Genomic DNA, 20,779 nt, shown 5'->3' with positions numbered 1-20,779 from the left:
GGCGCGCCCGTGACGCCACCACGGGCGCGCCCGCCCCGCCCCGCCACACCCCGCCACACCCCAACGCCACAACCGCCACAGGAGGACCCAGCCATGATCAGACGCGAACAAGCCGAGCTTGCCCGCAACCACGCCCTTAACGCGCGGGTAGCCGTCAACGATCACACGGCCACGTGCCGCACGTGCACCCAGCAGTCCATCCCATGCGAGTTGGGCGGCATGCTGCGGCGCGGCGCGCTCAAGATCGAGCTCGAAGCGCGTCACGCCCTGGCCGCGTACATGCCGCCCGGAAGCCACGTCACCTACCACGGGCAGCGCAAGGAGTACCGGGGCCGCCCGTTCATCGTGACCGGTCTGGCCCGCAACGCCCCATGGAGCGCCTACACCCTGTCGGCACAGGGCGTTCCCCCGTTCGTGGCGACCCTGCCGTCACTGCACCTCACGAGCCGGGAAGCGCAGAAGCGCGAGCAGCTTGCGAAGGTCAAGCACGCGGTTGGACTGTGCCTTGCCGTCCTGGCCAAGTACGGCGTAGCCCTTGAGGTGAACGTGGGCCGCAACGACAGGGGCACTCTGCTGGTCGTCTGGAGTTCGGCCGAGTACATCGCAGTCGAGAACCGCGCGACGAAGGACAGCGCCAAGAAGTCCGGGCAGTACCTGGCCGCAGCGCTCTACCTGTTGCAGGCACTCCGCTCGCACACGCAGCGCCGCGAGTGGCACGAGGTAGAGCGCGACGCCAACAGCGCGCGGAGACTGGCTGAGCGCGCGCAGGTGCGCGTGTAGCGCGCGACGCGCTGACCAGCGCCGGACCGTTCGACCGGTCCGGCGCTTTCGCGCGCCCCGGGGGATCTTGGTTCGGTGCTGGCCAGGGCAGCATTCGCCTGGGTACCTGCGCAAACAAGTTGATCTTGTAGTGTTGTGGGGGTTTCGGCGTCGGGTTGGGGGTGTCGTGTCTGCTCTTGCTTCTGGTGTGTCGGTGGTGCGGGGCGCGTGTGTGGGTCCGTGTAATGGCAGGTCGCGTCGGGCGTGGGCTCGGTTTGAGCGGGCTCGTGAGGAGCATGCGGATCTGGTGGATGCGTGGGTGAGGCGCGGCGAGGTGGGGGAGTGTCCGCCTGAGCCGGAGGTTCCGGTGGTTCGGTGGCGGCCGGGGGAGCCGCTGGTGTGTGGGACGTGCCGGGGGACGGTGCGGAATGCGCTGTCGGAGGTGGATGCGTTCGCTTCGCAGTTGGCGCGGGAGGTGGATGGGTTTCGTCCGCCGTCGAAGTGGTCGCGCGTGTCGGGGTCGCGGCCGAAGCCTGCGGTGTCGCCGGTGGGGGATCTGCTGGAGAAGTTGACGGGTGAGCTGCTGGATTTCGAGGATCGGGCGCGGGTGTGGCTGGAGGCGGGAAGGAGGTTGACGGGGGTTCGGTCGGCGGTGGCGCGGTCGCGGGCGGTGGGGTGGCTGACGGAGTCGGGCCGGTTGGAGAGCGTCCTCGTCTGTGAGGACCTGGTTGGGCTGGTGGACTTCGCGCTGTCGTGGCGGATGCTGCTCGAGCGTGTGGTGGGGGATGAGCCGCCCGCGTGGACGCCGGCCCGGTGTTCGTGTGGTGAGCGGTCGTTCCGGTGGGACGTGAAGGCGGGCTTCTACGTGTGCGCGGCGTGTGGCACGCATGTTTCGGAGGGGGAGGCGTCGGCGCGGGTGGAGGACGAGTCGCCGCGCTGATAGCGGTTCCGCTGTCGACTTGGCAGTGGGCGCGCGGGTGTGTAACACTTCGTCGCGACGGAGAGACGTGTGCCCTCGGACCGGTTCGGTTCGGGGGTTTTTCGTTGTTGGGGGGGTGCCCTTGTCCCCTGCGACGGCGAAGAGTGCTGCTGCTCGGCTGGGCCGGGAGGCGGTGACGATTCGGCAGTGGGCGCGCCGGTATGGCGTGCGGGTGGTGGGCAGGGCCGGCCGTGAGGTCGTGTACGACTTCGCAGATTTGGCGACGATCGAGGGTTGCATCTGGCGTGGCGATCCGGTGCCTGAGAAGCCGGAGGACCGGGATGCGTTGCGGGAGCGGTTGGCGTCGGCCGCGTGAAGCGAAACGGGGTGGATGTCATGGTGGAGCTGCGGAAGCATGCGCGGGTGTCGGGCGCGGACCGTGAGCGGTTGAAGGCGGACTTGAAGCGCCGGTACTCCTCGGGCGAGTCGATTCGTGAGCTGGCGCTGGCGACGGGCCGCTCGTACGGGTTCGTGCATCGGCTGCTGCAGGAGGCGGGCGCGCTGCTGCGGCCGCGGGGTCGGGCGCGGAAGACGGCGGCGGGTTGATCGTGAGGCGTGTCGCTGGCGGGCTGTTGCTGTTGGTTCCGTTCGTTGGGATCTTCGCGGCGATGGTCGCCGACTTTGGGTGGTTGGGCGCGGTGGCCGTACTCGTCGTGAGCGTCGTTGCCGTCTGCGTCCTCGGCGGGCTCTCTCTCCTCGTGTCGGATCGCTCATCTCAAGATCGCTAAGACCGGAACATAATCCAAGTTATGTTCCGCTCTCCGTGTTACGCTCGCGAGTGATCATCTCCCTTCGCGAACGGAAGACCCCCATGAGCGAACACCGACAGATGGCCCTCGATGCCCTCCGGGATGCCAACGAACGCTTCCTCCGCCTCACCCCCGGCGACGACCGCACCGAACCCACGCTCCTCGCGATAGGCGAGCGCCTCGAAGCCCTCACCCACGCCGTGCTGTACGTCGGCGACCAACTCGCCCGAGACGGCCACACCGAATGAGCGACAAGCGGCATGAGGTGGACCGGTGACGGCCGAGCTCGTCCAGGCGCCGCGCGGCGACCTCGCGCTACCGCTCGACCTGCCGCCGCTCGTCATTGAGATCACGCACATGTGGCTGGAGACCCGCCGGTCGCCGAACACGCGTGACGCGTACCGGCGGGCGATCCGGCCGTGGTTCACGTACTGCCAGCGCACCGGGCTGGATCCGCTGGACATGTCGGTGCGGCACGCCGAGCTGTACGCCCGGTGGATGGTCGAGACCGCGGTCGAGGCCGGGGACGACCCGCCAGCGCCGAAGACGGTGGCGCAGCGGATGTCAGCGGTGTCGGCCTGGTACAAGTACCTGATCAAGAACGACGCCGCCCGGTTCAACCCGTTCGCGGAGGCGGACCGGCCGAACATCCCTCGCCGTCACTCGGAGACGACGGCGCTGACGGAGGACGAGGCGCACGCCCTGGTCGAGGCCGCCGACAAGGATCACGGCCGGGAGCGGCTGCGCACCGCGGCGCTGATCCGGATGCTGGTCCAGCTCGGGTTGCGCATCACCGAGGCGGTGGGCGCCGAGATCGACGACCTGGGGTTCGCGCGCGGGTATCGGACGCTGCGGCTGACGTTGAAGGGCGGCAAGCCGCACCTTCGGAAGCTGCCGGTGGAGACGGCGTACGTGCTGGATCTTTACCTCGCTGAGCGGGCGCGCCGGGCCGGGGTGGAGCTGCGGGACCTTCGTGGGCCGCTGTTCGCTACGGCCTCGGGCCGACCGCTGCCGCGGGAGAAGGCGTGGGAGCTGGTGCAGCGGATCGCCCGGCAGGCCGGGATCGCGTCGAAGGTGACCCCGCACGCGCTGCGGCACACGTGGGCGTCGATCGCGGAGGTGCGGGGTGCGAAGCCGCGCGAGATCCAGGAGGCCTTGGGTCATGAGTCGTTCGAGACGACGCTGATCTACCTGCATTCTCGGGACCAGCTGGAAAGAGATCCTTCTCAGTTGGTGGCGTCGGCGGTGGAGTGACGCTCAGTGCTGCCGACTTAGCTGATGCTGTTGATCCAGATACCGATGGGGATGGACAGCAGGGCCCCGCCGATGAGACCGACGATGAGAAGCATCCACTCGCGACGGCGTTGGCGGGGCCGTTCGGCGAGAGCGGCGGCCTCGGCCTTGGCCGCGAGCGCTTGAGCGATCTTCTCGACCTGTTCGTCACTGATCTCGGAGGCCGGGGCGACGTCGCGGATTGCGTTGTAGATGGTGGTGGTGCCGCCGTGCGCGACAATGCCCCTGATTATGCCGTGCGGCTCGTTGTCTGAGGGAAGCGAAGGCATGGCTTCATTGTCGTGGAGTCGCGCGAGGTTCGCGCGAGATGGGTCCGCCTGTGTCGTAGGAGGGCAGCGTGCCCAGGTCGAGGTCGAACGCGTTGGACAAGTCGGCGTGGATTCACCACTGCGGCTCGCTCAACCTGGGCACGTGGACTGCTCGCGTGGTGTGCGGGGGGTGCCGGTTCTCGGTGGATCACGCCGAGGATGTCGAGCAGTTCCGGCTGGTGCGCGTCTGGTGATGCGGCGGCGCGCGAATCTGCGCATTCGTCGCATCCGTCGCGTTGCTGCGCATTCGGTACGCTGATCACGCGAGTTTCACGCGTCCCAGGCTCGCGTTGGGGCACTTTCGTGAGTGTCCTGGTGTTATCGGATAGCTCCTAATGCTGATCTTGTTAGCGTCGATCTGAGACGTTTTCGCAGGTCAGCGACATAACGACAAAACGCATGAGCCGGTGAACCGACACGAGACACCGGCTCTTTCGCATGCACTTCTCGAGGAGGACCGCCCGTGGCGCTGCGCCCTCCGTTCCAGTACTACGGTGCCAAGGGCCGACTCGCACCCTTCCTCGCCTCCCTCCTGCCCAAGCACGAGGTGTACGTCGAACCCTTCGCCGGGTCCGCTGCGGTGTTCTTCGCCAAGGACCCCGCGAAGATCGAGACGATCAACGACATCAATGGCGACCTGGTCGCGTTCATGCGGACCTTGCGGGACCGGCCCCGCGACCTGCAGCGCGCCGTCCAGCTCACGCCGTACGCCCGCGCCGAGCACAAGGCGGCGAAGCTCGGCGACACCACCGCGACCGACCTGGAGCGGGCGCGCCGCTGGTGGATCCAGTGCACCCAGTCCCGCTCAGGCGAGGCCGGTGCATCGTGGCGGCGGCCGACGTCGCGCACCCGCGTGAACAACCCGATGACCGCGAAGCGGATGGGCGCGGCTCTGCGCTGGCATGCGGCCCGGCTGCGGGAGGCGTTTATCGAGCAGTGCGACGCGCTGGAGCTCGTCGCCCGCATGGACTCCCCGGACACGGCGTTCTACCTGGACCCGCCCTACCTTCGGAGCACGCGAAACGCGGCCGGGTCGGGCCGGTACGTCAAGGAGATGGACGCCGACGACGAGCACCGTCCCCTGCTGGAGCTCCTGAACTCCTGCCGCGGCGCGGTCGTCCTGTCGGGGTACCGGTCGGAGCTGTACGACGAGGTGTTGTCCGGGTGGCGCCGCATCGACTATCGGGTGCGTCAGGCGTCGTCGGACGTCCGCACCGTGGCGGTCGAGTCGATCTGGGTCAACAGGTAGTCGTTCTTAGCGGTTGGCATGGTCGGCGGCGAAGTGCGCAGCAATGGCATCCTCCACCCGAAGGCGCATGGCGTTGCCACGGGCTTCGGCTTCCAAGGTGATCGCTGATGCCACGTCCTCGTTGGTGAAACCGACCGGCAGCATAAATCGTCCGGGTCTCTCGGCGCCGGGGTTCTCGTCGTGGTACCAGGGACAGCCGAGCGGACAGCGGAATCGAACGACCCCGCCGAGCGGGTGCCTTGGAGGATACGGCCACTCGGGCTCCGGGATGACGCTCGGCGGTGGAGGCGCCGCGCTTGCTGCCTCCCGCTGCGCGCGGATCACGTCATCCAGATAGTCGCGGGGCAGACGCGCGATGGCGGACTCAATCTCGTCGAAATCGTCGCTCATGGCTCTCCTCGCTGGGCGACCCTGCGCCTGTGCAGGCCCATTGTCCACCATTTCCCTCGCCTGGAGGTGCTGTGCCCGCCATCGTCTCTCAGACATACCGCATGGTCCCGGTCGGCGACCTGGAGCCGCACCCGCATAACCCGCACAAGGGCGACGTGGACGTGATCACCGAGTCGATCGCGAAGAACGGCTTCTACGGCACCGTCCTTGTCCAGAAGTCGCGGATGCGGATCATCGCCGGGGAGCACCGCTGGCGCGGCGCGAAGGCCAACGGGCTGGAGCAGGTGCCCGCCCTCGTCATCGACGTGGACGACGACATCGCCACCCGGATCATGCTGGCCGACAACCGGACCGCTGAGTTCGGGGCGTACGACGACCAGGTGCTTGCCGAACTGCTGCGCGGCCTCGACGACCTCGACGGCACCGGCTGGCACGACGATGACCTGAACGACCTGCTCGCCAACCTTGATAGCGGTATCGAAATCGTCGAGGACAGCCCGGCCGAGCGCCGGCCCGCCGTGGCGGCCGCCGGCGACGACGACGAGCAGGAGCGGCCGCGGGCGCGGCCGCGTATCGACCTCGACGACGAGGACGACCTGGACGACGACGGCGGTGACGACGGCCACGAGGACGATGTGCCCCCGCCCCGCCCGAAGGCCGGCCTGACGGCTGACCTTCTCCTCACGCTGACCGCCGCCGAGCACGACGAGGTGAACGCGCTGCTCGGCCGTATCCGGGCCCGCGACGGCGCCGCCAGCACCACGCAGATCGTCCTGGCCGCGCTGCGGGCCTACGCCGACTAGCAGACCGGGAGTCCCCTCATGGTTGTCAGCAAGGCACGCCAGGTCGAAGTGTCCCAGCGCCGCTACCAGGCGGTGCAGATGCGGATCGCGGGTGTGTCGCCCACGGTCATCGCCGAGCGGCTGGGCTACTCGGGCGCGGCGTCGGTGTCCAAGGACATCGATCGGGCTTTGCAGCGGGCGGCCAAGCAGGAGCAGATGGCCAGCGAGCAGCTGCTCAAGCTGGAGATCGACCGGCTCGACCGCATCATGGCCAGCCTGTGGCCGAAGGTCATCAAGGGCGAGGTCGCGGCGGCTGAGACGGCGCTCAAGTGCATCAACCGGCGCTCCAGCCTGCTCGGACTGGACCTGATCAACCGCAACGGTGTCGCGGACGGCGACATGGCGTCGCTGCTGGGCAACATGCTGATCCAGCTCCAGCAGCGCCACGCCATACCCGACCCGGACACGGACACGATCTTCGAGGCCGAGGTCCTTGTCGAGATCGAGTCGGGTGACGACGACCTGTGAGCACTCCGACGACGAGCCCGTTGACGCTGTCGCCCAAGCAGGAGCGCAGCATCGCGGAGTCCACGGCGCGCCTGAACATCTGGTCGGGCGCGATCCGATCGGGCAAGACGATCGCCAGCCTGCTGCGCTGGTTGATCTACATCGCGAACGCGCCCCGCGGCGGCAGCTTGGTCATCGTGGGCAAGACGAGCGACACGATCGCTCGTAACGTGTTCGACCCGCTGACGGACCCGGCGATCACCGGCCCGATCGCGCGCCGCATCATCTACACCCGCGGCGCCCCCACGGCGAACATCCTCGGGCGGCGGGTCGAGATCATCAGCTCGAACGACGCCCGGTCGGAGAACCGGCTGCGAGGCATGACGGCGGCCGGGGCGTACGTGGACGAGGCCACGCTGATTGAGAAGGAGTTCTGGGATCAGCTGCTGGCCCGTCTGTCTGTGAAGGGCGCGAAGCTGTTCGCGACCACCAACCCGGACGCCCCGAATCACTGGCTTAAGCGGCAGTTCCTCGACCGTAAGCACGAGCTGGACCTGCGGCACTGGCACTTCACCCTGGACGACAACAAGGCGTTGGACCCGTCGTATGTCGCCGCGCTCAAGGCGGAGTACACCGGCCTTTGGTACAAGCGGTTCATCCAGGGGCTTTGGGTGATGGCCGAGGGCGCCATCTACGACATGTTCGACCCGGACCGGCACGTCGTTGACGAGCTGCCGCTGATGGAGCGCTGGCTCAGCGTGGGTGTGGACTATGGCACGGTCAACCCGTTTGACGCGATCCTCGTCGGTGTGTCCACCCCGGACAACGCCGGGCAGCGCCGCGTCTACCTCGCGTCGGAGTTCCGGTGGGACTCCCGCAGGGAGCGGCGCCAGCTCACGGACAGCGAGTACTCGCAGAAGCTCACCGACTGGCTGGACAACGTGCCCGGCACCTACGGTCCGGGCACGCACGGGGTGCGGCCGCAGTGGGTGGTCGTTGACCCGTCCGCCGCGTCGTTCATCACGCAACTGCTGCGGGACGGGTTCACCCCGACGATGGGCGACAACTCCGTCAACGACGGCATCCGCACCGTGTCGAACCTGCTGGCGGCCGACCACCTGCGGATTCACCGGTCGGTGTCCGGGTTCCTCGACGAGGTCGGCAGCTACGCGTGGGACGACAAGAAAGCCGAACGCGGCGAGGACGCCCCCGTGAAGGTCGACGACCACGCGTTGGACGCCGTCAGGTATGCCCTGCACACCACTCAGGCGGCCTGGCTGCCGATGCTGCAGCCTGCCTTCTGACCCCCTGAACGCGCACCCCCAATCTGTGGCGGGCTGAGGGGTGCGCCGCTCCGCACGTCCCACCCGCGTGCGTCGAGCCCCGGTGCGGCCCGGCCTGATGCTGTTGAGGGGCAGCGCAGGTCGGGCCGCACCGCCAGACCATTTCACCCTTTAGGGAGACGCTGTGGCCGACTTCACCTTCAACATCAGCTTGGGGCGCGTGGCCGAGTTCTACTGGCGGGTCAAGAACGCCGACCCGTCCGGCTCCACGCTCGTGGTCGCTGCGCTGGCCACCAGCGGCCTGGAGACCGACGCGGTCCTGCGCGACAAGGACACCCTGGCCGACGTCGTCATCGGCTCCACCAACGAGGTCCCGGCAGGCAACGGCTACGCCCGCAAGTCGCTGACGGCGGCCGACCTGAACGTGGTCGTGCCCGACGACGTCAACGACAGGCTCGACCTCGACATCCCGGACCAGACATGGACGAGCGTGCTGGTCGCGTCCGGCGGCTGGTCCAAGCTCGTCGTCGCCTACAAGCCTGCGTCGGCTTCCCCTGACTCGGCGATCATCCCGCTCACCTGCCATGACTTCGTGATCACACCGGACGGCTCCGATGTGCTCGCGCAGATCTCCGCCGCGGGCTTCTTCCGCGCCACCCCGGTGTAACAAAACCAGAGGGCCGAGCCTTGCCGATCTCCTTCCTGGCCTCGCCGCCCATCAAGCTCGCGGGCGCGGGCGGCACGACGACGACCGCGCCATTCAACGCACCGGCCGGAGCCGTGCTCGTGGCGATGTGCTTCACCGAGGCCGGAGCGTCGACGTTCACTCTGTCGGCGTCGGCCGCTACGAGCGCATGGACGGGTGATCAGACCTCAGCGCCAGCTGGCCGGTCAGGCATCTATGCCGCGTCCCTGGCCTCTGCTCAGACAGGGATGACCGTCACGCTGACGGTCAACAGCGACGACTGTGCGCTGAAGGTGTTCGTCGTGACGGGCGCCGACACCGCGAATCCACTCGCGGGCCTGTTCGGCACGTCGTCGACCTTGCAGAACGTCACCGATGCGTCGATCAGCGCCCAGCCCGGTGAGTGGGTGATCGGCGCAGGCAACGACTACAGCGGCGCCGGCACGTGCAGCACGAGCGACGTGGGCGAAGCGTTCGACAACGGCGGCCAGTCGGATGGCATCGCAGTGCGTAAGTCCGGGGCCGTGCTCAGCGCCGGGCCGGTCACGGTCAACTTCGCGACCACAGCGACCAATCCGCGATGGGCGATCATGCTGGCCAGGATCGCGCCCGCCCCCACGCCGCCATCGGGTCCGCTGACCAACTCGTTCAACGGCGGCAGCGCCAACGCAGCCATCACGGTCGGCAACTCGGGCGGCGCCAGCGGCAACGCTTTCACCAACGTCGTCGGCTTGGCTTACTACACCACCTCGTTCACACACGGCCCTGGCCTGGCGGTGATCAACCCAGGGGTGGACAGCGACACACACCTCGACTGGCAATCGGTCGCGATGGCGGGCGACGTGTTCTGCTCGCGTCTGTACGTGTACCGGACCGGCTCCTTCACCGGGTTTCGCGGTCTGTTCGCGCTGAACGGCCCCACGGGGATCGTCAGCAAGGCGTGGATCAACAGCGACAACAAGATCTACGTCTACACCAGCTCGGCGACCACCAACGTGGCCACCACGGGGACGGCGATCCCGGCTGATCAGTGGGTGCGGATCGAGTTCCGGTACACGATCAACTCCGCGGGCAACGGCACCGTCGAGGTGTGGACGTACCTCAGCGCCGACTCCACGACCCACACCAACCACGTGACGTCGGCAACGGTGGCCTGGCCAGGCGGCAAGCCGTCCACGGCGGAGTTCCACGTGACGAGCGAGTCGTCGGGCCGGGTCTACCTCGACGACGTCGCGATCGGCCCGACCAAGCTCGGCCCTGTTGGGGGCGGGCCCATCACGGGGACGGTCGGTCAGGTTGGCGGCGGCCACCAGGCGCTGCCCGTTGTGCGGCGGAAGCGGCGGCTGCTCGCGCAGCCCGTCTCGCAAGAGACGGCTACCTCGATCAAGTCGGTGCATCGCCGCACCGTGGGCGCGGTCGGCGAGGTCGGCGCGGCGCAGCTGATCAGGCCAGTCAAAGTCCGCACCGTTGGGGCGGCCGCGCAGATCGACGCCGCTACCGTCGCCAGGCCGGTCCGGGCTCGGCTCGTCGGCCAGGCCCGCGAGGGCGACGACGCCGGAGCCGTGATCGTCCGCGGCGGCCGCGGCGTCGACCCCGCGGTGGAGACTGAGTCGGCGCTGCCGATCCGGGCTGTGAAGATCTATCAGGTCGGTCAGGCCTCGGACGTCAGCGCCGCGTTGACCGCTCGGCCCGCCCGCGTGCGGCTGGTGGGCACGGCTGCCGACCGGGATCAGGCGGCTGCGGTCTGGAAGGTCCACCGTCGCACGCTCGGCACGGCAGGCGAACGAGGCCTCGCTGACCGGATGTTCCCCGGGACGCTCGGCCTCGTCCGCTCTGGTGAGCGGGCGTTGCCCATCACGCCGCTGTTGCACAAGACCCAGCCGCTGAAGGCAGGCGCTGCCCGCACCGCGTGGCGGGCGGCCTCGCCAGCGAGCCGGTGGACGGCGGGCCAGCCCGCGCCGACGTGGGCAGCGTCTACGGCCCGCGTCATCTGGAGCGCTGGACGACGACGTATCCGCTGGTCGGCAAGCTCACCACACACGTAGGGAGGGCCAGATGGAGGGCATTTCCTCCCTGTCGAAGGTTTACCTGTACATCCCCATCGAGGGCGCCTCAGGCACGGAGGGCGTGGAGGCTGCCTTCACGACTCCTGGAGTCGAGCCCATCGAGGGGGACTGGCGGCCTGCCTCGTGGGGGCAGGTCAGCGGTCGAGGGCGGGAGGCCCGCATCCTGATCGGCCCCGGAGCGACCCAGCTCACCGAAGGCACCTACCAGTTGTGGGTGCGGATCACCGGCGTGATCGAACGGCCGGTGCTGCCTACCGGGCTGATCGACGTCATCTAAGGAGTCTCCATGGATCGTCCGACGACCGGACAGATCGTCCGCTACCGGGGCAAGCAGGGCCTGCACGCGATCAGGGCGGCGATCGTGACCGCCGACGTGGACACGCTCGACCCCGAAGGGGTGCGCCTCGCCGCGGTCCCGCCGCTCGATTCCGACTTCCACGTGCACCTGTGGGTGTTCACGCCTGGCGCTATGGGCGGATTCCACGAGTTCAACATCCCGCCGGGCACCGAGCCGGGCACCTGGCACTGGTCGGCGGCTGCCGGATGAGCGACCAGACGATCACATGGCGGCAGGCCGCGTCCCATGCCGCCGAGGTCCTGGAGCGCGCTGAGTGTGAGCCCAACCCGGCGATGGTCGAGGCAAAGGTCTCCATCGCTGAGGGCTGGACTCAGCTTGCTGCCGCCTTGTCGGAGATCGAGCACACGTGAACAGGAGGGTGGCCGATGCCGCTTCCCGAGCGTAATCAGGAGTGGCCGCCGCCGTCGATCCGACAGGAGATGGCGCTCTACGACCAGCACGGCGCCTGGTACGCGGGCGATCCGGACCGGTTGGCGGAAGTGTACGGCGGTAACAAGATCGCGCCGATGGTCGGGATGGACCCGAAGGGGTGGGACCGGCCCGTCACACGCGCGGGCGGCTATCTGGGCCGGATGATCCGTTATTTCTGGGGGACGCCTACGCCGGCCGCGCAGTCCCGGGCGACGAAGCTTCACATTCCCATCGCCGCCGACATCGCGGCGACCTCGGCCGACTTGCTGTTCTCTGAGCCTCCGACGCTCAAGGTCAAGGGCAAGACGGGCCAGAAGCGGCTGGACGCGGTGATGCACGAGGCCGGGGTGTACGGCTCGCTGCTGGAGGCGGCCGAGATGGCCGCCGCGTACGGCGGCGTGTATCTGCGTGTCGGCTGGGACACGACGATGGCGGACTACCCGGTGATGGACGCGCTGCCGCCGGACGCCGCGGTGCCCGAGTTCCACAACGGGCGGCTCAAGTCGGTCACGTTCTGGAAGGTCGTGCACGAGGAAGACAAGCAGGTGTGGCGGCACCTGGAGCGGCATGAGAAGGGCCGCGTCTTCCACGGCCTCTATCTGGGCGATGAGGACCACTTGGGCATTCAGGTGCCGCTGGAGGAGCATCCGGCCACGGCCGAGTTCGCCGAGTTGGTGGACGAGGACGGCGGGTTCGACAGCGGATACGACCGGGGCCTGTTGGTGGAGTACATCCCGAACATGCGGCCGCACCGGCTCATCCGAGGCACGGCGATCGGCCGGTCCGACTACGCGGGCGTGGAACCGCTGATGGACGCACTGGACGAGACCTGGACGTCCTGGATGCGCGATCTGCGGCTCGGCAAGGCACGCATCATCGTCCCAGAGGTGTACCTGACGACCAACGGCCGCGGGCAGGCCGCGTCGTGGGACCCCGACCGGGAGATCTACAGTCCGATGGGCGGCATGCTGCCGTCGCCGAACAACCCCGGCAGCATGATCACTCTGTCGCAGTTCTCGATCCGGGTGGCCGAGCACGCCGAGACGGCGAAGAACCTGGTGGAGCAGATCGTGCGCGGAGCCGGGTACAACGTGCAGAGCTTCGGTGAGGGCGGCGACGGGCAGGCCCGGACGGCGACCGAGATCCACATGCAGAAGCACCGCTCGTACTCGACGCGTAACCGGAAGATCGGCTACTGGACGCCGCGGCTTGCGTGGCTGTCGGAGGCGATGCTGGCCGTCGATCACGCCGTGTTCGGACAGAAGGTCGTGGCGGAACGCGCCATGATCGAATGGCCGGACGGTGTCCTGCCGGACCCCGAGTCGATCGGTCGCACTCTGGACATGCTGAACCGGGCGCAGGCCGTTAGCCTCGACACGAAGATCCGGTGGGTGCACCCCGACTGGGACGAGGCGCAGGTCCAGGCAGAGAAGGAACGGATGCGTGACGAGCTCGGGCTCAACGTCCCGGACCCGGCGACGCTGACCGAGACGTTCATCCCTGACGCTGGCGAGGACTGATGACCGTCACTCCAGCCGGGGCGATCGATGCCGGGCTGGAGCAGGCGCGACGGCTCGCGGCCATGTACGGCGACGCGGAGACGGCGCTGCTGGAGCGGATCGCCACGCGGGTCGGCAAGGACCTCGACGAGGAAGACGGCAACGACTGGGCGGCCAAGCGGCTGGGCGAGGTGACTCAGCTCCGTAAGGACGCCGAGTCGATCGTCCGCCGCCTCGAGGCGGCCACGAAGGCGGCGGCGCAGCGGGCGGTGCTGGACACGTGGGCTGAAGGCATGGACGCCGCGGTGCGCGGCGCGGTGCTGCAGGTCCACGACGCGAAGCTGCGTAAGCGGCTGGAGCGGGTGCTGCAGGACGCGAAGAACCTCGGCGCGAAGCGGCTCATCAACCCTGGCCAGGGCGTCGCTGAGCTGGCCGCGCAGGCGGTCAGGCTCGTCACGGCGGTGCATGAGGGCGCGCTGCGGGCGGTCGATGACATCTATCGGAAGGTCGTCGCCGAGACGGCCGGCCGGGTGCTGGTCGGCGCGGAAACTCGGCGGGAGGCCGCGCAGCGGGCTCTCGACCGGTTCACCGCGCAGGGCATCACCGGGTTCGTGGACAACTCGAACCCGCCCCGGACGTGGAACATGGCGAGCTACGTCGAGATGGCCATGCGGACGGCGACCGCGCGTGCGGCGGTGGACGGGCATCTATCCACGCTGCGTGACGCGGGGATCAGCCTGGTCAGCGTGTCGCGGCTGCCGCACACCTGCGACCGGTGCGCCCGCTGGGAGGGCAAAGTCCTGGGCCTGTCCGGCGCAGCCGGGACGCGCGTGGAGGAGAACCCGGCCACAGGCGTGCAGGTGTTCGTCCAGGTCGAGGGGACGGTCGCGGAGGCCCGCCTGGCGGGTCTGCTGCACCCGAACTGCGGGCACAACCTGAGCGCCTACCTTCCGGGGGTGTCCAGGCCGGCGCCGGTCGTGCAGTCGAAGACGACGTACGCCGACACGCAGCGGCAGCGCTACCTGGAGCGGAAGATCCGGGAGCACAAGCGGCGCGCGGCGGTGTCGCTCGACGAGGGCGCACGGTCGAAGGCCGACGCGAAGACCGCCGAGTATCAGGCGCAGCTCAAGGAGCTGACCAAGGCGGCCGGGCTGCGGCGCAAGACCGGTCGTGAACAGGCCGACGCCCCGCCGAAGGACCTGGAGAAGCTGACCGACCAGCAGCTCGCCGAGCAGGCCCGCAAGTTCGGCCACGACGAGCTGGCCATGGCGCGGCTCGAACAGGAGACGAACCGCCGCGAGGAGGTCGCACGGAAGTCGACTGGCCCGGCCGCGCAGGATGACCCGATCGCCGCTCTGTCGGAGATCAACGACTTGGGCGACCTGACGGACGACCACCTGACGGCGCTGATGGAGCGGTACCGCGACGACGAGCAGGGCCTGGCGCGCGTGCTCGACGAGCTGGACCGCATCGAGCAGCAGACCCGGCAGCGTGAGCAGTGGTCCTGGAACTGGCGCGATGAGGAGACCGAGGAGGATCGCCGTATCTCGGACCTGATCGCGTCGGGCCGCTACTCCTACATGGAGGCGTACGCCGAGGTTCACGGGCTCGACCCGGGTGAGCTGGAGCGTCAGGAGCGGCGGGCGCTGCTGGAGTCGGACCGACGTTCGGGCGAGGACATCGACGAGACGGTGCGACGCCTGTACGCCGGATGGCTCGACCAGGCGTACAACCGGGCCGAGGCGGCGACGAACGGCTTCATGCTGAACGCCGAAGGCCGGGCGGCTGGGATCAACGAGCGGTCGCTGTTCTCCGGGCCAGCCTCGAGGGCGCGCAAATACGCCTCGGAGGAGCTGCTGCGCTGGTGGGCGGACAACCCGCGGCTGACGCTGACAGAGTTCCGCGCGCAGATGCTCGGCCGGGAGTCCGACAAGAAGGCGGCCGCGCAGATCCGCGCGGGCGGCGCCGGTAGGGAGTTCGGCGTATGACCATCTCGGAGACCGACCGCAGGGCGGCCGCGACGTTCGGCCGCCTGGCCGGCGAGCGCGGCATGCCGGTGACCGCCTGCCCGTATCCGGTGCGGGGCGATGACCGGCAGCGTGCGCTGCGGCTGCTGTGGATACGCACGTACGTGCGACACAGCTCGGGCGAGTAGTCGCCCTTCTTCACGGGCCTGCCTGGCGCGGGTCCTTCCATTTCTCGACGACATGCTCCAGGAGGGCGATCTCGTCATGCTCGAAAACACCCTGCCGATCACGCCGGGCGCGCTCATCGGCTACCGAAAGGACGGCGTCACCCCGATCTACCTGATCGCTGGTGGCGCGCCCGAGGACGGCGAAGGCCAGCCGCAGCAGGAGGAGCAGACTCCTCCCGCGCAGGCCGAGGTCACGCCGCCCGAGACGACGGTGGCCGACGACACGGCGGTCAACCCCGACGCCAAGCGTGTGGACCAGCTTCCTTCGTGGGCGCAGAAGCTCATCAAGGACACCCGCGCGGAGGCGGCCGACTGGCGGTCGAAGCTGAAGGACGCGCAGAAGGCCGCCGATGAGGCGACCGGGCAGGGGCCGTCCCCGGAGGAGGTCACAGCGCAGGCGCAGGCCGAGTTCGCGCAGAAGATCGGCAAAGCGCTCGGGCTGATCGCCGACGAGGAGAAGCCGCTCGACCCGCAGCAGGTGATCGAGACGCTGACGGCCGAGCGGGACACCACGGCCCAGGAGCGCGACAAGGAGCGGGAGCGGCACCGCCGCGCCCTGATCGAGCTCGCGGTCCACCGCGCCAGCCAGAAGGTCGGCGCGGACCCTGACGCCCTGCTCGACAGCAGGTCTTTCCTGAAGGCGGTCCGGGACATGGACCCGGACGCTGACGAGTTCTCCACGGCGCTGACGGAGACGATCCAGACAGCAGTAGAGGACAACCCCAAGTTCAAGGCGGCTACCCAGGCGGGGCCGCCTGCGCGCTCGGGAGGCGAGTTCACCGGCGGGCCTGGTGGGCGTCCCGCAAGTTCCGAGCCCTCCATCGACGAGTTCCGCGCCAGGCGTAAGAAGCGCGCCTCGTCCTAAGTAGCCGATAGCGGAGCCGCTATCGGCCCTACTCAAGGAGTGAAAGGCCCGAATGCCTAACACCTTTCTGACCCCGTCGATCATCGCTAAGCAGGCCCTCGCGACCCTGTACGAGACCTGCGTCATGGCCCAGCTCGTGCACCGCGACTACGAGCAGGAGTTCGTCTCCCGCGTCGGCGACACGATCTCCGTGCGCAAGCCCGCGGTGTTCGTGGCGAACGAGTTCAACCGCGCCAGCGGAATCCAGATCCAGAACGCGTCCGAGGGCAGCGTGCCGATCACGCTGAACCATTTCGCAGACGTCAGCTTCGCCGTCACGGCGGAGGAGCTCACGCTCGAGATCGAGGATTTCGGCACGCAGCTCCTCAACCCCGCGATGGAGGCAATCTCTCAGAAGATCGACAGGGACATCCTGAGCCTGCGCGCCGACATCGTGCAGCGCGTGGGCAAGGCCGGTGCGGCGATCACGGGTGTGACTGGCCCTGCGATCCACAACTACGACGACCCGAAGACGGCGATCGACGCCAGGCGCGTGCTGAACCAGCGCAACGTCCCTGCGGCCGACCGGCAGCTCGTCATCGGTCCGGAGATCGAAGCCAAGTGGCTGTCGGACCCGCTGTTCCACCAGGCGGACACAAGGGGCGACACGGACGGTCTCCGTGAGGCCAACCTGGGCAGAAGGATCTTCGGATTCGACGGCTACCAGACCCAGAACATCGAGGCCCCGACCGGCACCCCGACCTCGGGCCAGCCGAACACCGAGATCGGCGTCGCCTTCCACCGCACCGCGTTCGCCCTGGTGACGCGCCCGCTGGTGCTGCCTCAGGGCGCGGCCAACGCGGCCGTGGAGAGCTACAAGGGCTTCGGCGTGCGCGTGGTCATGGACTACGACATCAAGGCTAAGCAGGACGTCGTCAGCGTGGACTGCCTCTACGGCGTCAAGACGCTCGACGCTGACCGCGCCGTCCTGATCCACGGGGTCGCGGCGTGAGCGGCTGGGCCCGATTCGGCAACGTCATCATTCCGCTGTCATCGGTCACCAGCATCTCGATCAAGTCCACCGGCGACGGCAAGTTCTACGTCGAGGTGCACCGCTACGCGGGCGGCTCTCTGGTCTTCCACCAGACGCCCGTCATTGCCACCAAGGCAGAGGCGGATCGGACGGCTGAGCGGATCGCGTATGGCCTCTACTGGGAGGGCACGTGACGCTCGTCTACCGCAACTCCAACACCGGTCAGGTGGTCGAGGCGACCGACCGCGACCCCTGGCTGGACATGTTGGACAACTGGCGGATCATCAGCGGGCCCGAGCCCGACTCCGCCACGGACACCGGCTCGGCTTCGGCCGGGCCGGACCGCCCGTCCGAGCACGACAACAAGGCCGCGTGGATCGCCTACGCGGTCGCTCGCGGCATGGACGAGGCCGACGCTAAGGCGCTGTCGAAGGCGGCGCTGATCGAAGAGTTCGGGGAGGACGAAGATGGCGAGGACTGACCTGACTGCCGTCGTAGTGCCCCGCGCGGGGATGGACCTGACCGTCGCGCTGGCGCCGGCCGTCGTGGACGGGCACATGTTCGTCCACTCGGAGCGGCGGATGGTGCGGGTGAAGAACACCAACGCGGCGTCGCGCACGGTGACGCTGCAGATCCCCGTGACGGTGGACGGCCAGGACGTCGTGGACCGGCAGTATGTCATCCCGGCGCTCACGGGTGACGTGCTGATCCCGCCGCCGCCCGCGGTGTACCGGCAGGCCAACGGCAAGGTCTACATCGACTACGACAACCCGGCCGGGCTGACGGTCGCGGTGCTCGAACTGCCGGTGTAGCCATGGGGTACGCGACCGCTGCCGATTACACGGCATATACCGGCAAGACCGGGCCCGACGACATCGACCGGCGTCTGGACCGCGCGTCGGAGCGGATCGACGAGCTGCTGTTCGCCTCGATCTACCCGACCGACGACACGGGCATGCCGACCCGGCCTGAGGACGCCGACGCGATGAAGCGGGCGACGTGCGCGCAGGCCGCGTGGACGATCGCGGTGGGCGACGAGTTCGGTGTCGCGGCGGCCTTCAGCCGGGTTTCGATCGGCTCGGTCCGTCTTGAGCGCGGCGGCTCCAGCGACACGCCGCCCGCGCGGTACTCCCCGGACGCCTCGTCGATCCTCCAGCGGGCCGGGCTGCTGCCCGGCTACATCCTCGACGGGAGCGTGTGGTGATGCTGCCGGAATGGCTGCTGCGCCACTCGGCGACCATCGAACCGTTCGAGGGCGACGGGGCGTACGGCCCGGTGTTCGGGCCGGCCTTCGAGTCCCGCTGCCTGGTGGACGACGAGCGGCGCCTGGTGCGTGACGCGCAGGGCGCCGAAACCGTCTCCGACACCACCGTGTTCCTCCCTCCCGGCACAATCTGCCCGGAGGGGAGCAGGGTCACCGTCAACGGGCGGGTGACCACCGTGATCACATCCTTCGCCCGTGATGGCGGCGGCCTGCCGACGCCGGACCATGTTGAGGTGGTGTGCCGCTGATGGCGAACGCCAGGTTCAACGCGAAGGTCAACGCGGAGGCGCTCACGGCTGAGATCGAGCGCGCGGCCGCGCGGGGCCTGCGCAACGCCACGGAGCACGTGCTGGCGGTGTCCAACCAGCGGGTGCCGCACGACGAGGGCACGCTGGAGCGGTCGGGTACGGCCGTCGTCGATGAGTCCGAGCTGCGGGGCATCGTCTCGTATGACACGCCTTACAGCGTGGTCCAGCACGAAAACCTCGACTACAACCACAAGCCGGGCCGCACCGCGAAGTTCCTGGAGCTCGCGGTCCGAGAGGAGGCCGAGGTGGTCAAACTGATGATCGCCAAACAGCTCCGGCAGGTGCTCAAGTGACCTGGACCCGTGACCTGCTGACCGGGTTCGCGGTCCTGCTCGGCGAAGCCGGCGTGGCCACGTGGAACCCGAACGGCATCTACACCGACAACCAGACGGCGTTGACGATCGGTGGTCTCCCGGCCAAGCCGGACACGGCTATCGCGCTGGCGGTGTACGGCGTGGGCCAGGGCGGCGACGACGTCGAGCAGCCGGACTCCAGCGTCCAGATGCAGGCCCGGTTCCGGGCCAAGACGGACCCGCGGGTCGTGGACGACCTGGCGGACGGCGTGTTCGACAACGTGCACGGGCTGGCGAACGTGACGCTCTCGACGGGTGTGGTCGTGCTGCTCGCGCGCCGCACGCTGATCGCCCCGCTCGGGCGGGACAGCTCGGGCCGCTGGGAGCGGGCCGACTCTTTCGACCTGATGGTTCATCGGCCGTCGCTGCATCGCGACGTGGCCTGACCTTTTCCTGCCAATAGCGGTTCCGCTTTCGGCGCATGTGCTCAACCAAAGGAGACGATCATGGGGCTGCGTTCCCTGCTCGCGAAGGACTGGAAGCTCGACGTCGGCACCGGGCCCGACATGGCGAACCCGACGTGGATTCCGGTGAAGGGTCTCACCAGCTTCGAGGAGACCACCGACGACAACACCGAGGACGACGGCGACTTCGACGACGAGGAGGGCTGGGGCTCCTCCGTCGTCACCGGCCGGACCTGGCAGATCGAGGCCGAGGGCCGTCGTAAGCGGACCGACGACGTCGTGTTTACCGCCGACCCGGGCCAGGAGGCGATCCGTCAGGCCGCCCGGAAGGTCGGTTTCGGCGCGAACATCCCCGTGCGGTGGTACCGCCGGGACGGGGCGCCCGACGCCTACAAGGGCGTCTGCACCGTCTCGGAGTTCACCAAGGGCGGCAGCGTGACGGACCTGGAGCCGTTCAACTTCACCCTGCTGGGTCAGGGCGCGCCCGTCGAGATCGCGAACCCGGTGGTCACTCCGTGACCCAGTTCCAGGACCTCGACGACTTCTTCGACGACTCGCTGCGGCTGCCGGTGGGCGGGAAGGTGTACGTCATTCCCGCCCCGGACGCCGAGGTGGGTCTGCTGTGCCAGCGGCTCATGCACGCCGGCCTGGCGGCTGAGCAGGGCCAGGCGGTGGACGACCCCAAGCTCAACGAGCTGGCCGCCGTCGTCCTGGACGACGACGAGGAGCGCGACCTCTACCAGCGCGTCCTCGGGCCCGTGTTCGAGGAGCTGCGCGCGGACGGCGTGTCGTGGCCGAAGATCCAGCACGTCGGTGCGACGGCGCTGGTGTGGGTCGCGGCCGGTAAGGAAGCTGCCGCGAAGATCTGGGCCTCGGGTAGCACGGGGGAAGCCCCGGCCCCGAATCGGGCGACTCGTCGGGCGACAGCGTCGGCGGCGAAGTCGACCCGATCTCGGGGGTCCGCGACTACTACGACCCTGACGACGGCCTCTCGGTCTCGAAAGGCCGCACCGTCTCGTGGCAAGACATCCTGACGCGCTGGGCGCTCGTCGAGGCCGATC

The 20,779-nt window shown here is 68.8% G+C and carries 31 protein-coding genes; 29 read left to right on the top strand and 2 right to left on the bottom strand.

Annotation, left to right across the window (positions count from 1 at the left end; translation table 11 throughout):
• Window positions 1-93: 93 nt before the first annotated feature.
• The 5 genes from AB0B45_RS02520 (at window position 94) to AB0B45_RS02500 (ending at window position 3,741) form a co-directional block, all read left to right on the top strand.
• The gene (locus AB0B45_RS02520; protein ID WP_358124058.1) at window positions 94-780 is read left to right on the top strand and encodes a hypothetical protein; all 687 of its coding nucleotides are present in this window, start codon (window positions 94-96) and stop codon (window positions 778-780) included.
• 526 nt (window positions 781-1,306) lie between these two features.
• Window positions 1,307-1,699 carry a hypothetical protein gene (locus AB0B45_RS02515; RefSeq protein WP_358124056.1) on the top strand — a complete coding sequence of 131 codons (393 nt, stop codon included), beginning with the start codon at window positions 1,307-1,309 and terminating at the stop codon, window positions 1,697-1,699.
• Between the two features lie 375 nt (window positions 1,700-2,074).
• The gene (locus AB0B45_RS02510) at window positions 2,075-2,284 is read left to right on the top strand and encodes a helix-turn-helix domain-containing protein (RefSeq protein WP_358124054.1); all 210 of its coding nucleotides are present in this window, start codon (window positions 2,075-2,077) and stop codon (window positions 2,282-2,284) included.
• A gap of 232 nt (window positions 2,285-2,516) precedes the next feature.
• Entirely contained in the window at window positions 2,517-2,735 is a 219-nt protein-coding gene (locus AB0B45_RS02505) for a hypothetical protein (protein WP_358124052.1), read from the top strand.
• A gap of 25 nt (window positions 2,736-2,760) precedes the next feature.
• Window positions 2,761-3,741, top strand: coding sequence for a tyrosine-type recombinase/integrase (locus AB0B45_RS02500; protein WP_358124050.1), 981 nt, complete (start codon window positions 2,761-2,763; stop codon window positions 3,739-3,741).
• 17 nt (window positions 3,742-3,758) lie between these two features.
• Here AB0B45_RS02500 and AB0B45_RS02495 read toward each other — a convergent pair whose 3' ends face one another.
• The gene (locus AB0B45_RS02495; RefSeq protein ID WP_358124048.1) at window positions 3,759-4,049 is read right to left on the bottom strand and encodes a hypothetical protein; all 291 of its coding nucleotides are present in this window, start codon (window positions 4,047-4,049) and stop codon (window positions 3,759-3,761) included.
• Between the two features lie 68 nt (window positions 4,050-4,117).
• Between AB0B45_RS02495 and AB0B45_RS02490 the strand changes: the two genes are divergently transcribed.
• Window positions 4,118-4,282, top strand: coding sequence for a hypothetical protein (locus tag AB0B45_RS02490; RefSeq protein ID WP_358124046.1), 165 nt, complete (start codon window positions 4,118-4,120; stop codon window positions 4,280-4,282).
• A 269-nt stretch (window positions 4,283-4,551) separates the two neighbouring features.
• A complete protein-coding gene (locus AB0B45_RS02485; protein ID WP_358124044.1) occupies window positions 4,552-5,337 on the top strand; it encodes a DNA adenine methylase in 786 nt (261 codons plus the stop codon).
• Window positions 5,338-5,343: 6 nt separating this feature from the next.
• On the opposite strand, the gene AB0B45_RS02480 is transcribed toward AB0B45_RS02485, so the two are convergent.
• Complete coding sequence (locus tag AB0B45_RS02480; protein ID WP_358124042.1) at window positions 5,344-5,727, bottom strand: hypothetical protein; 384 nt, start codon at window positions 5,725-5,727, stop codon at window positions 5,344-5,346.
• A gap of 71 nt (window positions 5,728-5,798) precedes the next feature.
• On the opposite strand from AB0B45_RS02480, the gene AB0B45_RS02475 reads away from it, so the two are divergent.
• The 22 genes from AB0B45_RS02475 to AB0B45_RS02370 all read left to right on the top strand — a co-directional run bounded on the left by AB0B45_RS02475 (window position 5,799) and on the right by AB0B45_RS02370 (window position 20,752).
• The gene (locus AB0B45_RS02475) at window positions 5,799-6,530 is read left to right on the top strand and encodes a ParB/RepB/Spo0J family partition protein (protein WP_358124040.1); all 732 of its coding nucleotides are present in this window, start codon (window positions 5,799-5,801) and stop codon (window positions 6,528-6,530) included.
• 18 nt (window positions 6,531-6,548) lie between these two features.
• A complete protein-coding gene (locus AB0B45_RS02470) occupies window positions 6,549-7,037 on the top strand; it encodes a hypothetical protein (RefSeq protein ID WP_358124038.1) in 489 nt (162 codons plus the stop codon).
• Window positions 7,034-8,320 carry a PBSX family phage terminase large subunit gene (locus AB0B45_RS02465; protein ID WP_358124036.1) on the top strand — a complete coding sequence of 429 codons (1,287 nt, stop codon included), beginning with the start codon at window positions 7,034-7,036 and terminating at the stop codon, window positions 8,318-8,320. The genes AB0B45_RS02470 and AB0B45_RS02465 overlap by 4 nt, the downstream gene beginning before the upstream one ends.
• Window positions 8,321-8,483: 163 nt before the next feature.
• Window positions 8,484-8,966 carry a hypothetical protein gene (locus AB0B45_RS02460; RefSeq protein WP_358124033.1) on the top strand — a complete coding sequence of 161 codons (483 nt, stop codon included), beginning with the start codon at window positions 8,484-8,486 and terminating at the stop codon, window positions 8,964-8,966.
• Between the two features lie 266 nt (window positions 8,967-9,232).
• On the top strand, window positions 9,233-11,029 hold the full coding sequence (locus tag AB0B45_RS02455) for a hypothetical protein (protein WP_358124031.1): 1,797 nt from the start codon (window positions 9,233-9,235) through the stop codon (window positions 11,027-11,029).
• Between the two features lie 10 nt (window positions 11,030-11,039).
• Window positions 11,040-11,327 carry a hypothetical protein gene (locus tag AB0B45_RS02450; protein WP_358124029.1) on the top strand — a complete coding sequence of 96 codons (288 nt, stop codon included), beginning with the start codon at window positions 11,040-11,042 and terminating at the stop codon, window positions 11,325-11,327.
• Between the two features lie 9 nt (window positions 11,328-11,336).
• Window positions 11,337-11,597 carry a hypothetical protein gene (locus AB0B45_RS02445; RefSeq protein WP_358124027.1) on the top strand — a complete coding sequence of 87 codons (261 nt, stop codon included), beginning with the start codon at window positions 11,337-11,339 and terminating at the stop codon, window positions 11,595-11,597.
• Complete coding sequence (locus tag AB0B45_RS02440; protein ID WP_358124025.1) at window positions 11,594-11,758, top strand: hypothetical protein; 165 nt, start codon at window positions 11,594-11,596, stop codon at window positions 11,756-11,758. The genes AB0B45_RS02445 and AB0B45_RS02440 overlap by 4 nt, the downstream gene beginning before the upstream one ends.
• 15 nt (window positions 11,759-11,773) lie before the next feature.
• Complete coding sequence (locus AB0B45_RS02435; protein ID WP_358124023.1) at window positions 11,774-13,339, top strand: phage portal protein; 1,566 nt, start codon at window positions 11,774-11,776, stop codon at window positions 13,337-13,339.
• A complete protein-coding gene (locus AB0B45_RS02430; protein WP_358124021.1) occupies window positions 13,339-15,306 on the top strand; it encodes a phage minor capsid protein in 1,968 nt (655 codons plus the stop codon). The genes AB0B45_RS02435 and AB0B45_RS02430 overlap by 1 nt, the downstream gene beginning before the upstream one ends.
• A complete protein-coding gene (locus AB0B45_RS02425) occupies window positions 15,303-15,473 on the top strand; it encodes an Rmf/CrpP fold protein (protein WP_358124019.1) in 171 nt (56 codons plus the stop codon). Before AB0B45_RS02430 ends, AB0B45_RS02425 begins: the two co-directional genes overlap by 4 nt.
• 76 nt (window positions 15,474-15,549) lie before the next feature.
• Entirely contained in the window at window positions 15,550-16,377 is an 828-nt protein-coding gene (locus AB0B45_RS02420) for a hypothetical protein (protein WP_358124018.1), read from the top strand.
• Window positions 16,378-16,429: 52 nt separating this feature from the next.
• Window positions 16,430-17,368, top strand: coding sequence for a P22 phage major capsid protein family protein (locus AB0B45_RS02415; RefSeq protein WP_358124016.1), 939 nt, complete (start codon window positions 16,430-16,432; stop codon window positions 17,366-17,368).
• The gene (locus tag AB0B45_RS02410) at window positions 17,365-17,583 is read left to right on the top strand and encodes a hypothetical protein (RefSeq protein WP_358124014.1); all 219 of its coding nucleotides are present in this window, start codon (window positions 17,365-17,367) and stop codon (window positions 17,581-17,583) included. Before AB0B45_RS02415 ends, AB0B45_RS02410 begins: the two co-directional genes overlap by 4 nt.
• The gene (locus AB0B45_RS02405) at window positions 17,580-17,870 is read left to right on the top strand and encodes a hypothetical protein (protein WP_358124012.1); all 291 of its coding nucleotides are present in this window, start codon (window positions 17,580-17,582) and stop codon (window positions 17,868-17,870) included. Before AB0B45_RS02410 ends, AB0B45_RS02405 begins: the two co-directional genes overlap by 4 nt.
• Window positions 17,857-18,201, top strand: coding sequence for a hypothetical protein (locus tag AB0B45_RS02400; protein WP_358124010.1), 345 nt, complete (start codon window positions 17,857-17,859; stop codon window positions 18,199-18,201). The genes AB0B45_RS02405 and AB0B45_RS02400 overlap by 14 nt, the downstream gene beginning before the upstream one ends.
• 2 nt (window positions 18,202-18,203) lie before the next feature.
• Window positions 18,204-18,593, top strand: a complete 390-nt coding sequence (locus AB0B45_RS02395) for a hypothetical protein (RefSeq protein WP_358124008.1) — start codon at window positions 18,204-18,206, stop codon at window positions 18,591-18,593.
• Entirely contained in the window at window positions 18,590-18,901 is a 312-nt protein-coding gene (locus AB0B45_RS02390; protein WP_358124006.1) for a hypothetical protein, read from the top strand. Before AB0B45_RS02395 ends, AB0B45_RS02390 begins: the two co-directional genes overlap by 4 nt.
• A complete protein-coding gene (locus AB0B45_RS02385) occupies window positions 18,901-19,254 on the top strand; it encodes a hypothetical protein (RefSeq protein ID WP_358124004.1) in 354 nt (117 codons plus the stop codon). The genes AB0B45_RS02390 and AB0B45_RS02385 overlap by 1 nt, the downstream gene beginning before the upstream one ends.
• Entirely contained in the window at window positions 19,251-19,700 is a 450-nt protein-coding gene (locus AB0B45_RS02380) for a minor capsid protein (protein ID WP_358124002.1), read from the top strand. The genes AB0B45_RS02385 and AB0B45_RS02380 overlap by 4 nt, the downstream gene beginning before the upstream one ends.
• Window positions 19,701-19,760: 60 nt before the next feature.
• The gene (locus tag AB0B45_RS02375) at window positions 19,761-20,237 is read left to right on the top strand and encodes a hypothetical protein (protein WP_358124000.1); all 477 of its coding nucleotides are present in this window, start codon (window positions 19,761-19,763) and stop codon (window positions 20,235-20,237) included.
• On the top strand, window positions 20,234-20,752 hold the full coding sequence (locus AB0B45_RS02370; protein WP_358123998.1) for a hypothetical protein: 519 nt from the start codon (window positions 20,234-20,236) through the stop codon (window positions 20,750-20,752). The genes AB0B45_RS02375 and AB0B45_RS02370 overlap by 4 nt, the downstream gene beginning before the upstream one ends.
• Window positions 20,753-20,779 lie beyond the last annotated feature (27 nt).

Source organism: Nonomuraea sp. NPDC049152, assembly GCF_040648355.1.
In the GTDB taxonomy this organism is placed as follows: domain Bacteria; phylum Actinomycetota; class Actinomycetes; order Streptosporangiales; family Streptosporangiaceae; genus Nonomuraea.
Note: the sequence above shows the minus strand (reverse complement) of the source record. Positions and strands in the feature narration are given on the sequence as shown.